The sequence below is a fragment of the Moritella sp. 5 genome (assembly GCF_018219455.1).
Taxonomy (GTDB): Bacteria; Pseudomonadota; Gammaproteobacteria; order Enterobacterales; family Moritellaceae; genus Moritella.
Genome location: NZ_CP056122.1, coordinates 3,686,187 through 3,700,304 on the forward strand (window position 1 = coordinate 3,686,187; position 14,118 = coordinate 3,700,304).

The 14,118-nt window shown below is 38.2% G+C and carries 10 protein-coding genes; 3 read left to right on the plus strand and 7 right to left on the minus strand.

Translation table 11 applies throughout. The features are described 5' to 3' along the window. Positions 1-202: 202 nt before the first annotated feature. Positions 203-760, minus strand: coding sequence for a hypothetical protein (locus HWV01_RS16410; protein ID WP_211672564.1), 558 nt, complete (start codon positions 758-760; stop codon positions 203-205). A gap of 568 nt (positions 761-1,328) precedes the next feature. Here HWV01_RS16410 and HWV01_RS16415 point away from each other — a divergent pair. Together HWV01_RS16415 and HWV01_RS16420 are read left to right on the plus strand one after the other, a co-directional pair. Next, positions 1,329-4,124 carry a pitrilysin family protein gene (locus tag HWV01_RS16415; RefSeq protein ID WP_211672565.1) on the plus strand — a complete coding sequence of 932 codons (2,796 nt, stop codon included), beginning with the start codon at positions 1,329-1,331 and terminating at the stop codon, positions 4,122-4,124. 410 nt (positions 4,125-4,534) lie between these two features. Continuing rightward, entirely contained in the window at positions 4,535-6,607 is a 2,073-nt protein-coding gene (locus HWV01_RS16420; protein WP_211672566.1) for a methyl-accepting chemotaxis protein, read from the plus strand. A 30-nt stretch (positions 6,608-6,637) separates the two neighbouring features. Here HWV01_RS16420 and HWV01_RS16425 read toward each other — a convergent pair whose 3' ends face one another. The 6 genes from HWV01_RS16425 to HWV01_RS16450 all read right to left on the minus strand — a co-directional run bounded on the left by HWV01_RS16425 (position 6,638) and on the right by HWV01_RS16450 (position 13,374). Continuing rightward, positions 6,638-7,087: a hypothetical protein gene (locus HWV01_RS16425; RefSeq protein ID WP_211672567.1), complete on the minus strand. Its 450-nt coding sequence runs from the start codon at positions 7,085-7,087 to the stop codon at positions 6,638-6,640. Positions 7,088-7,500: 413 nt separating this feature from the next. Then, entirely contained in the window at positions 7,501-8,106 is a 606-nt protein-coding gene (locus HWV01_RS16430; protein WP_211672568.1) for a peroxiredoxin, read from the minus strand. 4 nt (positions 8,107-8,110) lie between these two features. Beyond that, on the minus strand, positions 8,111-8,611 hold the full coding sequence (gene tpx / locus HWV01_RS16435) for a thiol peroxidase (RefSeq protein WP_249185555.1): 501 nt from the start codon (positions 8,609-8,611) through the stop codon (positions 8,111-8,113). A 238-nt stretch (positions 8,612-8,849) separates the two neighbouring features. After that, positions 8,850-10,760, minus strand: a complete 1,911-nt coding sequence (locus HWV01_RS16440; protein ID WP_211672570.1) for a methyl-accepting chemotaxis protein — start codon at positions 10,758-10,760, stop codon at positions 8,850-8,852. A 618-nt stretch (positions 10,761-11,378) separates the two neighbouring features. After that, positions 11,379-12,308: a patatin family protein gene (locus tag HWV01_RS16445; protein ID WP_211672571.1), complete on the minus strand. Its 930-nt coding sequence runs from the start codon at positions 12,306-12,308 to the stop codon at positions 11,379-11,381. Between the two features lie 622 nt (positions 12,309-12,930). After that, positions 12,931-13,374, minus strand: coding sequence for an Lrp/AsnC family transcriptional regulator (locus HWV01_RS16450; RefSeq protein WP_211672572.1), 444 nt, complete (start codon positions 13,372-13,374; stop codon positions 12,931-12,933). A 109-nt stretch (positions 13,375-13,483) separates the two neighbouring features. Between HWV01_RS16450 and HWV01_RS16455 the strand changes: the two genes are divergently transcribed. After that, positions 13,484-14,071, plus strand: a complete 588-nt coding sequence (locus tag HWV01_RS16455; RefSeq protein WP_211672573.1) for a LysE family translocator — start codon at positions 13,484-13,486, stop codon at positions 14,069-14,071. The last annotated feature ends 47 nt before the right edge of the window (positions 14,072-14,118 follow it).

Here is a 14,118-nt window from a genome sequence, read left to right on the forward strand (position 1 = left end):
CCAATTCTTTCAGAATAAGTCATGTTTAGCCCTAGGAACAACACAATAATATCAAGGTATTATTGTGTTGAGACAGCCTACAGGTGATTGAGCAACAATAAATCCTACACGCTTACACACATCCCTTTACTACCCGAAATGAAATTATAAAGTGAATGCTACATTGTAGTTACTGAATTTATTTAGTAACGGTTTGTTAGCTTTAATCACACCTGTTTGATAATTTCTTAAAACGAATTGACGAAGAGATATGACCAGCCAATGGAATAAAAATAAAGGCTGTTCCTAAAAAAGTAGCAGATTCAGACATTTTTCCATGACCATTTTCATCGAGACCAATCGTAACAGAACCACCAGCAACGCCAATAAATGGATTACCAGATTCACCAGCGAAAGAGCCTGTAAGCTCACTACTTAGAGTTATCTGCCCATTTTTCATTTCAAAATCCTGGCCTTCAGTAAATGTAGAATCAAAAATAGCTTCATTTTCTTTTGATTTAGCTGTAACCAAAACCCTTCCTTTAGAAGCAAGTTTGACATCAATAAATTTAATTTTCTTATGTTCAATTATCGCTTTAGGCCAAATAGCCTTTGAAAGTAATTTTTGAGGCTCTTCAGGGCCACTTTCGCCGATGTTAGCATAACAACCAACAAAACCTTCAACTTTCGTTTTATCAGAAAAACCTACATTATTTTCAGGCGCCGATGACATAACACAACCTGACAAGGCCAACATGAGTATTACTATAAATTTGTGCATTAACATCCTTTAAAAGCTAATACCTAAAACACTGTGCTAGTGAAGATGGCGGCTTTTAGTAGGGTAAAAAAGTGCCTGCATTGTACATACTAAACACGCCGCCTACTATTAATTAATCAACAGTAGCCATTAACCAATTATCTTACCGATTTGTAATTATTAGCACTGGAGACACCTATACTTCACCACAGCCAGACGCTGTATTTTCAAGGTGAACGAAAAGACATGTCGATAAATGTCTGGGGTTGGCCTGAGATACAGGATGTTTGGTCTTAAGAAGACGTTTAATATTAGACATACTTCTTAAGTTAGATTTATTTGTAACCAATTGTAATTATTAAATGTAAATCACGCTATTGGGAGGCAGATACACTATTTTATATTACTTCACTATCTGTTCTTATAGAGTAACTTCGCGACTATAAATATAATTCAACTGTATATCATAGCTACTCTATCATCTACGGTTTTCATCTAGCAGTTTACAGTGGCAACGATCCAAGTCCATAACAAGCCCAAGGCTGTGTGTACCTCTGCAACCCTAAATTATTGACGAGTTATTTTGACCATGATGTCTTTTAGAAAATTATTACTGATTTCTTTTGCCATATTCGCACTGTCTAGCTGTGCCAGTAACCCCCACCAAACTGACGCCATTGTGACAGTGAGCAGTAATACGTTTGATAATGGTTTCTTTTATGCCATTCATGCTAAGCAAGAAAGCTCAGATAAAATTGAGTTACGCTTAATGATAAAGTCAGGGTCGTTAAGTGAAACAGATGCACAATCAGGCTATGCGCATCTACTTGAGCACATGGCCTTTAACGGTACCAAAAACTTTCCAAAGCTGAAAATTATTGAGCTATTCGAAAAGTCAGGATTAACATTCGGTCATGATATTAATGCCTATACCTCTTTTAATGAAACAGTTTACACACTGTCTATCCCTAAATCTAACCCTCAATTACTCGCCGATACCCTGTTGTATCTCCGAGACATTTTAATCGATATAGAATTGGAACAGAGCGAATTAGACAAAGAAAAAGGCGTCGTAGAAAACGAATATCACCTAAGCACACAACAAGAACAATCTTATAGTTATGCATTGTTTAGTGACTATATCAAAGACAGTGAATACGAAAATCGCTTACCAATAGGCACCATTGATAGCATTAAAAACAGTACTGTAGCCTCTGTTAACGCTTTTTACAAAGATTGGTATCGCCCGAATAATGCAAGATTGCTAATAACGGGTAATGTGGATAGTAAGAGTACGATTCAATTAATCACAGAATTGTTTGCCACAATAGATAAATCAGAAAACAACCAGAAACAGCTAATCTTCCCCCCCCCGGCATTAAACACCAAGACTCAGGCTTATAGCAGTAAAGTGATTGATTTTTCACAAACAGACCTGTTCTTCGAAGTCCCTGAACTGGAAATTACCAACAGCCTAGATCTCAGTCAAGCATTCAAGCTCGATATGTTAAGCATGCTATTCAATTACCGTTTGAATGCAGCCAACGACCAACGTGAAGAACCCTTTAGTTATGTAGGCATTTTCCATAGCTCATTATTAGGTGATAAAGCGGTTAAGAACATCGCAGTGAATCATCAAAAAAATGAAAGCCAACAGGCTGTTAAATTTATTGCCCAAGAGCTAGCACGCATCCAGCAATACGGTTTTAGCCAAGCTGAATTTGACCTACAACTAGCGCAGATAGAATCAGATCAAGCCCAGCTCAACAATAGCTATATCAATCAAGACGCGATGCAATTAGCTGAAGGGACTATGGCTGCTTGGTCAACCGGAAATATTGAATTCACACTGGATATTGAGCAGCAGGCTTATCAGTTATTACTGAGCACTGTAAGCCTTGAAGAGCTTAATCAGCTCGCCAATGAGCTTATTAACAGCCCACGTAAGATGACCTTCGCGACGCCTTATCAAGTAGACAAGCCTGATTTGTTAGCGGTAGATAAAATGTTTGCCAATACCATAAATCAACCGATTGACAATATTGTCATTAACATTGAGACGTTAACCTTACCAATCGTTAAAAATAGTATTGGAGCAAGTAAGATTAGCAGTGAACGTTTTGATGCTGAACAACAGCTAACCCAGTGGCAATTAAGCAATGGTGTGAGTGTTGTTTTACAACCAGATCACAGTATTAAAAACTCAATACATATTAAATTCACAGCCCCCGGCGGTATCAATGCATTTACCAAGCAACAGCGCGCTGCGAGTTATCTGTTGGTTAATAGTTATTTAAATAGCGGTCTAGAAGGACTATCAGCGCAAACAATACAGCAAAAATTTAATCAAGAACGTATCAACATTATGCCAATTATTGATGCTAATAGTCATGGTTTCAACATGTACTCGATTAATGAGCCTGAGAGCTTGGAGCTGTTGTTCTCAATGCTATACAGCAGCATGACTAGCGCGACAGTAAATGATCATCAATTTTCCCTAGAAAAGAAAAACACCATTGAAGACCAACAAAATAGCCTCGCGTTACCTGAAACCGAAACATGGATAAAAGCAGGTGAAATTCTATTCCCTCATAATTCTCAGCAGGAACAAATTTCGGTGCAGGAATTAGCCGCAGTACAACTAACTGATATTGAAGGCCTTTATCAAACACTGTTTAATAACGCCAATGACTATAAGCTAACTATCGTTGGTGACTTTAACACTGCGGAGTTAAAACCGCTTATACTGCAATACGTTGCAACGCTGCCCAAGGGTAAAAACAATACCTTTGACCACCCTACTCAATCGTTAATCGCCAAGCCAATTGATCTGGATGAAACAACGAACCCGCAAAATAATGGCCAAGTACTGTTTTATACTGTCACCAATACTCCAAACCAAAGTATTAAAGCGGTTTATCAGGCCGAATTAATGCAGGCTATGATTAGCCAAACGCTGACTAAGATCGTCAGAGAGCAATTATCGTTAACTTACTCTCCTTCGGTCAGCGTTCGCGACCAAGCTGCAGGCCTTGCGTTTACCGAAGTGATAATTGAGTTAATAACTAAAGTTAAAGATATCGAAACAACTCAACAGGTTGTTGATGACATCATTGATGATTTACTGACGAACGGCATCACACAAGCACAACTGGACGAAAACAAGAAAATAATAGCGCAAGATCTGGCTTATTCACTCACTGAATCACCAAGTAAACAATGGCTGTTACACCGTGACCATTTGTTTAACTATGCATTAGGCTCAACAGAAAATGCACCTGCGATATTTAACAGTATTTCGGTTGCAGACATGAACCAATTTATTCGCGTCTATCTGGACCCAAGTAAAACCCTTCGACTGACTAACAGACCGCAACAACAATAACAATCGATTCTGATAAATCAGCACACCATCTTTGGTAAATCTACCACTGGTGGTGTATTTCTGTTTGAACTGACTACCCATCAGTTTCCCGCGACCAATAGCGACAAACTCAATGAAAAATAAGATATAAATATAAATGAACAAATATTCAGCACAATATTAAATATCGATTTAATAGAGGTGGATTACGTATTTTAGATGCTCATTTGAAACCTTAACATCTTCTTTAGTGTTGATATATATAGTTAATTTAGTTATTTAATTGTTGTCAATGAAAAAACCAGTGAGTCATGCTGTTACAACCTACCCCTTTAAAGTTAAACAAAGATGTTGAAAAATGTAGTTTATATGTTATTTTCCTGTGATCTCAGTGATTTATATTAAATCACGCTTTTCCGAAATTGAGTCTAATGAAAATAACAATTAAAATTAAATTAACACTGACAATTTGCGTAATGCTATTACTTGTTAATGGATTCTTTATTACCAGTATTTTCATGACTGAAAAGACAGTACTAGAGGCAGAGAAAGTTAACATTCGTACGAAAGTCGAAAGCTTAATAAAGAATAACTTACAAGGCCAAACCGACAACCTTAGCCTCTCTTTAGTCAATTTATATGAATCATCTTCTGCCAATAATATTAGGCAAGAACTCCGAACTGAGATATTAACATTCAAAAAAACAATTGCAGATATGTATGCTGACGCACCGTCGGACGACGATGCAAAAGAAAATATCTATGCCTTTATAGATAACTATCGTTGGAATGGTGGACGTTACATTTTTGCTTATGATGCGGATTCATCTGAATACATGGCAAATGGTGCAAACCATCGCATTATTGGTACGTCGAGTTATAATTCGCAAGATAAAAAAGGCAATTTCTACGCTCGAGATATTATCAATAGTGCTAAAAAATCAACCATTGGTTATAGCCAATATTATTTTCTAAACCCTGCATCGGATAAAGTTGAAGAAAAAATGTCGGCCTCTTTCTATTTTGAGCCACTGAACCTTGTGATTGCGACAGGTGAATATACGAGCCGATTAAAACAAAGCAAAATTGATATGGCGTTGAATGCGGTCAGTCTTACTCAGTATGGTAAAGATGGCTACTTTTGGATTCAAGATGCAAACGGTAAAATTCTTATGCATCCAGACGCGAAGTTAATCGGTACGACAGCGGACTTTACCCGTAATGCAGCAAACAGCCTTCAAAATAAGTCTGATATTTTTATGTCTGCGACATTTAAAAATGAAAAAACGAATAAAGTAGAAAATAAGATCCTGTATGTACGCAACATCTTCCCTGATTGGGGATGGTCATTAGGTACGGGTACTTATGAGAGTGAAATCTTAACCATTGAAGATAGCTTGACTACCGCGACAGCTGATATTTTCGATACTGAAATAATAAATAATTTTAAATTCGCGACTGTACTTTTCATTCTTGCTATTGTGCTTTCACTTTGGATTATCAACCGAATTATTCGTGAATTACTTGTGCTGAAATTAAGTATTGATAATTTATCGACTGGTGAAGCAGATTTGACTTCGAGATTAGTCATTAAGGGGAATGATGAGGTCGCCGATATTAGCCATTCTGTAAATAACTTTATTGGTTACTTACAATCGATGATGTTAGATATTTCCGGCGCTTCAAAAAATATTACACGTGGTATTCATGATATTCATTCACAGTCTGAGCGTAATACACAAGCGCTGGATAATCACAGTGCAGAAACGGAATTAGCAGTAACGGCTATTACCGAGATGAGCACAACCGCAGACATTGTCGCACAAAATGCACTCCAAACAGCAACCAGTACACAAGTCGCAAATGATGACGCGAAAGCATCGAAAGTGACGGTAATCGAGGCATCAAATAGTGTCATGTCTTTAGTAACTGAAATGGATGATACGGCAAAAAGTATCCACGCGATGAATGAAAGTACGAAGAATATTACAACGGTATTAGAGGTCATTGGGGGCATTGCTGATCAAACGAATTTGTTAGCATTGAATGCCGCAATTGAAGCCGCAAGAGCAGGTGAACAAGGTCGTGGTTTTGCCGTTGTGGCAGATGAAGTGCGTTCTTTAGCAGCCTTAACCCAAGATAGTACCGCTAAAATTAATGATATGCTGCAAAGCCTGACTGTTCGAGCCAGCTCTGCCGTCACCGCAATGAATAATACAACGGGGAGCTGTCAGAAAGTAGCTGAAAACACATCATTAGTAACAAAGAGCCTAGATAGTATGACAGGATCTATCGTTGAAATTAATGATTTAAGTACGCAAATTGCAACCGCATCTGAAGAGCAGAGCTCTGTGACTGAAGAAATCACACGTAATATGCATACCATCCAAGAGATGGTGCAAGTGTTAAGTCAAAACGGTCAAGAAACAAAGATAAGTGTGCAGAGTCTTACCGGCGAAAACGAGACGCTCGCAGCGTTGGTTGCGCGTTTTAAATTAAGCTAATACGGTTCATATTTAAGGCGAGTACGTTTGTTATGCGCTCGCTTTAAGCTCACTAATGCTTTTAATGCCGCGTCTGGTTTTTACTTCTAAGGTATCTAACACTGTGCCCAATTCTACCACATTAGATCCAATGCTAAATTTACTATTGGTAAGATATTGATGCTTCACACTGAATTTACTAAGCAGTAAGCCCATATTACTTTCAGGCATAAGTTTTGCGATTACGACACCAAATAAAAGAAATGTTTCGCCACAATCCGGATCATTGTCTCCAAGGCCCTTAATCGCAGTCACTTTACAAAAAGTGCTCACCTTTTTTGTGCTTGTCACTACACAAACGATACTGCCTTCTCGAAGCTCTTTCCAAGCAGCATTTTTAACATTTCCTAATTGCTTTTCCGAGATATCAAATATGACATCTGATTCTGTTGGATAGCATTTTTTGTAATTTTTATTATGTATGTTATTTAGCAAAAACATGTCTATTTCCTAATTATGTACAACGCTGTCATGATACAGGTCGTTGTAACCACGCAATTATAATCTTTCTATACTGTCTTTTACTATGTCTATAAACGTAGTCTGCTCTGTTCGCGGTTAATTAAGTAACAGCTAACCGTCCTATATTAATCCTACCAACACCACCAAGCAAGGATTCCAGCTTACTCAACACCTAAGCTTAGGTCAATTATGCCACTTAGCATATTACAGCTCATGGGAAGTGTCGTTGGTTATTTGGGTTGCATAAAAAGTTGATAATCGGTTTACCGTACCAACCGCATTTAGGCCTTTTGTTCCAAATACATTTGTTTTATAACAAGAACCTTAGATACAAAAAAGCCTCCAATGAGGAGGCTAAATTAAATTCGCTATCACATAAAACAGGGTTTATTTTATAGACGGCTTTGCGCAATCTTAACTGCTGCTTCTAAATCAGGAATTGTCGTCAGCTCAGGTACGCGCTGAAGATAAATAATCTGATTGTTCTTATCTGTTACGATAATACTACGTGCTAACAAACCAAGTTGTTTGATCAATGAACCCGTTTTTAGACCAAATTTATGATCTAAAGAATCTGATAAGTAAGTCACACCATCAAGATTATGGTCCTTGATAAAGCGTTGTTGAGCAAAAGGTGTATCTGCGCTAAGTGCGTAGAATTCAATGCCTTTCAAATTATCATTTGAGTTAACATAGCTTGATAGGTCAACTGCTTGCTGCACACATACTGGCGTGTCAACAGATGTCAAAACACTGTATATTTTGATTTCTTTGCTTTCAGCACTAGTGTCGTAAGACTTTAAGCCAGACGTCATAAGTACAACAGATGGCATAAAGTCACCCACTTTTAGTGCATTACCAGTCAAGTCAAACTTGTTGCTTTGCTCAAGTGTTACGATTTGACCTGTACCAAAACTCGCACTTTCTTTTGTCGTTTCAAATTGTGCAAACGCACTAGTTGAAAGTAAAGCAGATAATAATATAGCTATTTTTTTCATCGTATTATCCTAAAACAGAAATCGCTGCATCGTAGTTTACTTCATCTGTAATTTCAGATACTAATTCACTGTGAACAACTTTGCCTTCTTCGTTTAAAACGATAACAGCACGTGTTGCAAGACCAGCAAGTGCGCCTTCATTTAAGTTAACACCATAGTCTTCTGTGAACGTTGGTGAACGGAAGAAAGAAGCAGTTTTAACACCTTCAATACCTTCTGCACCACAAAAACGGCTTGTTGCGAACGGTAAGTCAGCTGAAATACAAAGCACAGTTACGTTGTCGATACTCGCTGCTTTTTCGTTAAAAGCACGCACACTAGTCGCACATACAGGCGTATCGATACTTGGGAAAATGTTCAACACAACTTGCTGTCCTTTCAGGCTATCAAGGCTTAGCTCGCTCAGGTCTGCAGCACAAAGTGTGAAGCTTGGTGCAACTTGGCCAACTTGTGGGAAAGTACCAGATACTGAAACAGGTGTTCCTTGGAAAGTAATCGACATTATTAACCTCATAATTATGGTTTGCTGGCACGTTAGATTACGAGCCATAAAAATATTTATTGATCTAGATCAAGATTTATATATCGACAATCTACCATAAGGTTATTCTTAAGCGTAAGTAAACTAGTGTAAGGATATGTAAGCGCTAGTACTAATTGGTTAAAAAAACCTAAGTTAATAAAAAGCCATTAAGCATTAATACTTAATGGCTTTTTATTCAAAAAAATCAGACTAAACGAGATTACTTCAGTTTAAATTGAGCCACAATTGATTTCAATTGCTCATTGGCAACGGCAACATTTACCGATTCTTGAGCGGTAGATTGACCGTTTATGGCTAGCTCTTGCGCCATTTCACGGATCGCAGTCATGTTACGAGTCACCTCACTCGAAACACTGCTCTGTTCCTCAGCCGCGGTTGCAATTTGCGTATTTAAATCATTTATCTGAGTGACAGAACTAGCAATATTATCTAAATCTTCAGCTACTGCATACGTACTTTCAGCGGCCTGCTGGCAGGTTATTTGTGTCATATCCATAGCAGAAATAGCTGAACTTGACCCCATAGTTAATGCATCCAGCGTCTCTTTGATTTCAGCCGTACTCACTTGCGTTCTCGCCGCTAGCGCACGAACTTCATCAGCAACAACAGCAAAGCCACGACCTTGTTCACCCGCTCGCGCAGCTTCAATTGCCGCGTTAAGCGCAAGTAAATTTGTTTGTTCAGCAATCTCACCAATCACATTAAGTACTTTAGTGATAGCTTGCGTATCTTTCTCAATGTCTTGGATACTTTTTGATGAACTTTCTACATTGTCAACCAGCTTAGAAACGGTTGATGTGGTCGATGTAACCGTCACTTTCGACGCACTTACCTGATTATTCATTGCATCTGTAAATTGTGACGCTTCCTCAGCATTACTGGCGACATCATTTGCTGTTGCGCTCATTTCTTCTACTGCTGCTGCAATTTGGTCTGTTTCAATTGAGTGAGCATCCAGCACTTGATTATTGCTCCTCGTTTGCAGCTCTAGTTTCCCCACACTTTCAGAAATATGTTGTGACGAGTTATCTATCTCTAACATCAAGGTTTGCAGGTTCGTAATGAAAGCATTAATACCTGCCGAAATATCACCTAAGTCATCGTTACTTTCAACTGGTAAGCGACGTGTTAGATCACCATTACCTTTAGATAAATCCATGACCACTTCTTTCAGTGATATAATCGGACGGTAGACAATGTTCAGTATCGTAATAGTCAAGAATAAGCCTACAGCAAGCATGATAGCAGAAACCACAATCGCACTTTCTAACGCCTCATCAACTTCAGCATAAGCGACAGACTTATCAACACCAATAAATAAATACCATCGCTTACCATTCGTTAGTGTAATTTCTTGAGTAAAAGCTAACTTATCGACACCACCTAAAGTATAAGCGGTCGTGTGCGCACTCTCACTTAGCATACCGGTTTTAACATTACCCATACCGATATCAGAAAAATTAACACCCGTTTTCAATGTAAGTGAATTGGATGCTAATGCCTTACCATCGCTATCCATAATTGCAGTCACAGAGCCAGGGTAATTAACATTTTTAACGGTTTTTTCAAGAATTTCTAAACCAATATTACCTAACAGCACACCATTACCGATATTACGTACGACTGAAATAACCGGAAGACCAGTACTCCTAGCATTATAAACATCCGTCACGTCTAGTGTTGCTGTGTTCTTACCTTTGGTATACCAAGGGCGTTTACGCGCATCGTAACGTTCTATAATCGCAACGCCATTAACCCAGTCTGAATTTTGAGCTGTAGAATACGTGACACCGTCGTCAAATGAGAAAAAGACGCTAGCAAAACCACTGGTTTCTTTTATAAGTCGCGCAATTGTGACGTAATCATCACCAAGGCTATTTGACTTATATTTTTGGGAAATAGCATTAAGCGCATCCGTTTTTGTTGTAAACCAATCTTCAATTTTTTTAGCTTCGTAGCTTACGATTGAACTCGACAGCAGGTTCACATCTTCAATGGTTTTAGATTTAATTATATTATAAGAAATTATATTCGAAACAAGTAAAATAGCGGTCAGTAAAATAACTACCGACAATATGATGAGTTTTTTAAACCCTAAATTTTTTATCATTGTTTTTATTCCACAATTAGATAGGTCAGAGATTAACTGCTGAGATAATTTACATCCATAAAATTAACCGCAGTAGTGTCTAACAAACTTAGAATATGCTTTAAATTAACCTCACATTCTTAGTTACGTCCTTTATTCTCTATTTATTACTTCCTAACAATGAGAATATTCTGAATAATCCATCAATGACACAATGTAGCGTATCGACCATTTCCCATAAAACATTAATAAAAAACGATAAATAATGAATTACATGCTGTGAATAGGCGTAATACCGGGTGGAAGGCGAGGCTAAAACTCGCCTATAGAAGTGATTCTGAAGATACACGGCAAAAAAGCCGGCAATCAATGTTATACCTGACTAACGGTGTTATCGCTGGAATGTATTGCATTTTGATGTATACGTATATTTTAACGCTAAGCGTGTTGCCGTCTTACGCCTATCCTTCTTTTTATAGAAATGTTCACATGCAACACTAGGGGAAAATAAAAGATTGCAAGGAAATGTTGAAAACTTAGGCCTAAAAGACACAAACATCAAGATTAACACTTATTTTTCAGTATATTATAACGCTTTGGCATGTTTAGCCTAGTCAGGGAATCGTGGATTTAGACACATCATCGATACATATCAATCCCTTGATAAGATTCTAAAAATTGTCGACCACAATTAAACCCTTGTTGATAATCATAATCAAGCGATGTCTTTTTGCTACCAATCAATTTTGATTTTAATAACCGAGTTGGATGCAATTCGTATATAGAAACATCTTCAGGTGGACTTTCTAAAAAAATCTGAGCTTTGAGATACGATTCTTCATGATCGATTAAGTTATTCATTATTTCTTTGGCTTTTAAATTTTTAATATACGGTGTTAATTTAGCTAAAAGTTTATGTTCATATTTGACCTCTGGCGGTGCAGTTCTAATCACGACAATGTGTTTATAGCCTTGCCGATACACCTCTTCTAACGGTATTGGCGCCTGCACTCCACCATCTAACCAATGATATTTATCGAGTGTAGCTGGCGTATTATAAATACCCGGAATAGAACAACTCGCTTTTAATGCCAGCTCCCAACCGGCCCCAAATAAATCAAAATAGTCCACTTGGTTATTATCAGCTTGAGTAGCCGTCACTAACACTACACGGTTTGTCATATTTTCATAACCACGATTCCAATCAAGTGGTATCTTTGTTTTTGTTTGTTCAATCAACCAATCAAGATCCATACCTTTACTCTCGAATAAAAAAGAACGCATGTTAAAGAAGCTTTTATGCATTGTGGCTTCTGTAATTACACGATAGGCGTGCCGATATTGCCCACAAATATAGGAGGCAAGATTTAATGCGCCTGCCGAGGTACCAATTAATAATGAAAACGGATTAAATTTTTCTTTAAGAAAAGCATCTAGCACCCCCGCAGTAAAAATACCTTTTTGACCACCCCCCTCGACAACAAGCGCAATAGAATTAGCTTTATTAACACTGTAATCTCGATTTTCTTGGGAACGGAGTGCTGAATAGTAGTGGTGATTACCTGACATTAAAATTCCTAACATAATCCTGATCAAGGCACGTAAAAACACGTGATGATGCACGGATATTTCGTTTAGGTAAGCCATTACATCGTGGGATTATGCTATTTCAGGCACAGTCAATGACCTCCAAGAAGAAAAAATCCACGAAGGTATCCACACTCAATGTAGTGTACTTTTAAACGATAAATAACGATGGCAATGGTGCCATGATTGAAGGACTCCTGCTTTAAATAATGCTATTTGTCACGCAGACGCGAGAGCTGATTGTTCAGCCTAAAGTATTTCAGGAAAATAGAGAGCATCAACGATTAGCAGTATTATCTTCGATAGATATACTAGCTCGTGCTGATAAAGTTCAATTTATACTAATCTTACGATGTGCAAGAACCTGATGTTAGACAGAAAAAGTCATACAAATTGCATAGAGGAGGTAGTCTGAAGGTTATGGCGGCGTCATCTCTGTACCCTGGATTTGAAATGTATAATTGTACGAAACATATAATAAAGCAGCGCTATAATACACTTTGTTTAACTTTAAAGTAAAGACGCAGTTTAACTAAGTTTATCATTTACGCCTTAATACCTTAGCAATAGACAGTATCAATTTTTCGGCAGTCAAAGCCAAGCACTACGTCCGTGCGTCCTTCGCTGTTTCCATCACCACCAGCGTAGTAATTGAATTTACCTGTGGGATCTCGCCTAGTACATCAGAATGAAAACGTTTGTAAGCGGTCAGATCAGCAGTCTCGACTCGCAGTAAATACTCATTGGCACCAGTAACATTGTGGCACTCAGTCACCTGCTCCACATCCATGATCTGCTCTTCAAAACCGCGTTGAGATTTTTGACTGTGGCTCGACAACCCAATAGTGACATAAGCGATAAAGCCAATACCCAATCTTTTTGAATTTAGCACGGCACGATAGCCTTGAATAACGTCACTGCGTTCTAGTTCTTGCACACGGCGTAATGTCGCAGAAGCCGATAATCCGATCCTTTCTGCAAGCTCGACATTCGACAATCTACCGTTCAATTTAAGCTCACGCAATATTCTTTCGTCAAACCTATCCATAGCGACCATTCCTTGTGAACTTTCTTTAATGAGAGCAAATATAGGCACAAAATTTACCCCGTATTTACTTAAAATACAACTACAAATCGAAACAACAATATGGATAAATATGGAATATCAACAACTTATACCACTAATCACTTTCGCACTTGTTTCAACCGTATCACCAGGACCAAACAACATTATGCTAATGACCTCTGGCGCGAACGTTGGCTTTATGCGTACTATCCCTCATATGCTGGGTATTACTTTTGGCTTTAGCCTGATGGTTTTTTTGGTTGGTTTTGGCCTAATGGGGTTATTTACAGCCTATCCAGTGGTCCAGCAAGGTTTACGTATAGTCAGTATGATTTATCTTGTGTATTTAGCCGTGAAAATTGCCAAGAGTAAAAACATGACCAGCGAAGTGTCTAGCTATAGACCCATGAGTTTTATGTCAGCAGCTAGCTTTCAATGGGTCAATCCAAAAGCATGGACAATGGCCCTAACCGCAATAACCGTTTATGCCTCATCAAATGCACAGCAAGATATTTTGATCGTATCTTTGATATTTGCTTTTGTTAATCTACCTTCTGTTAGTCTGTGGACGGCGGCAGGGAAAAAGCTACAAACCAGCCTACAAGCACCAAACAGAATAAAGCTCTTCAACTACAGCATGGCCGGATTGTTACTCGCCTCCATTATTCCTATGCTTTAAATTTATTGAAGGGATAAGGCTATAATGAACACTTAATTTGTGGGTTG

Bases quoted from the DNA above. Each gene is read 5' to 3' on its own strand.
- HWV01_RS16410 (WP_211672564.1), bottom strand. From the start codon at position 760: ATGCACAAATTTATAGTAATACTCATGTTGGCCTTGTCAGGTTGTGTT.
- HWV01_RS16415 (WP_211672565.1), top strand. From the start codon at position 1,329: ATGATGTCTTTTAGAAAATTATTACTGATTTCTTTTGCCATATTCGCA.
- HWV01_RS16420 (WP_211672566.1), top strand. From the start codon at position 4,535: ATGAAAATAACAATTAAAATTAAATTAACACTGACAATTTGCGTAATG.
- HWV01_RS16425 (WP_211672567.1), bottom strand. From the start codon at position 7,087: ATGTTTTTGCTAAATAACATACATAATAAAAATTACAAAAAATGCTAT.
- HWV01_RS16430 (WP_211672568.1), bottom strand. From the start codon at position 8,106: ATGAAAAAAATAGCTATATTATTATCTGCTTTACTTTCAACTAGTGCG.
- HWV01_RS16440 (WP_211672570.1), bottom strand. From the start codon at position 10,760: ATGATAAAAAATTTAGGGTTTAAAAAACTCATCATATTGTCGGTAGTT.
- HWV01_RS16445 (WP_211672571.1), bottom strand. From the start codon at position 12,308: ATGTCAGGTAATCACCACTACTATTCAGCACTCCGTTCCCAAGAAAAT.
- HWV01_RS16450 (WP_211672572.1), bottom strand. From the start codon at position 13,374: ATGGATAGGTTTGACGAAAGAATATTGCGTGAGCTTAAATTGAACGGT.
- HWV01_RS16455 (WP_211672573.1), top strand. From the start codon at position 13,484: ATGGAATATCAACAACTTATACCACTAATCACTTTCGCACTTGTTTCA.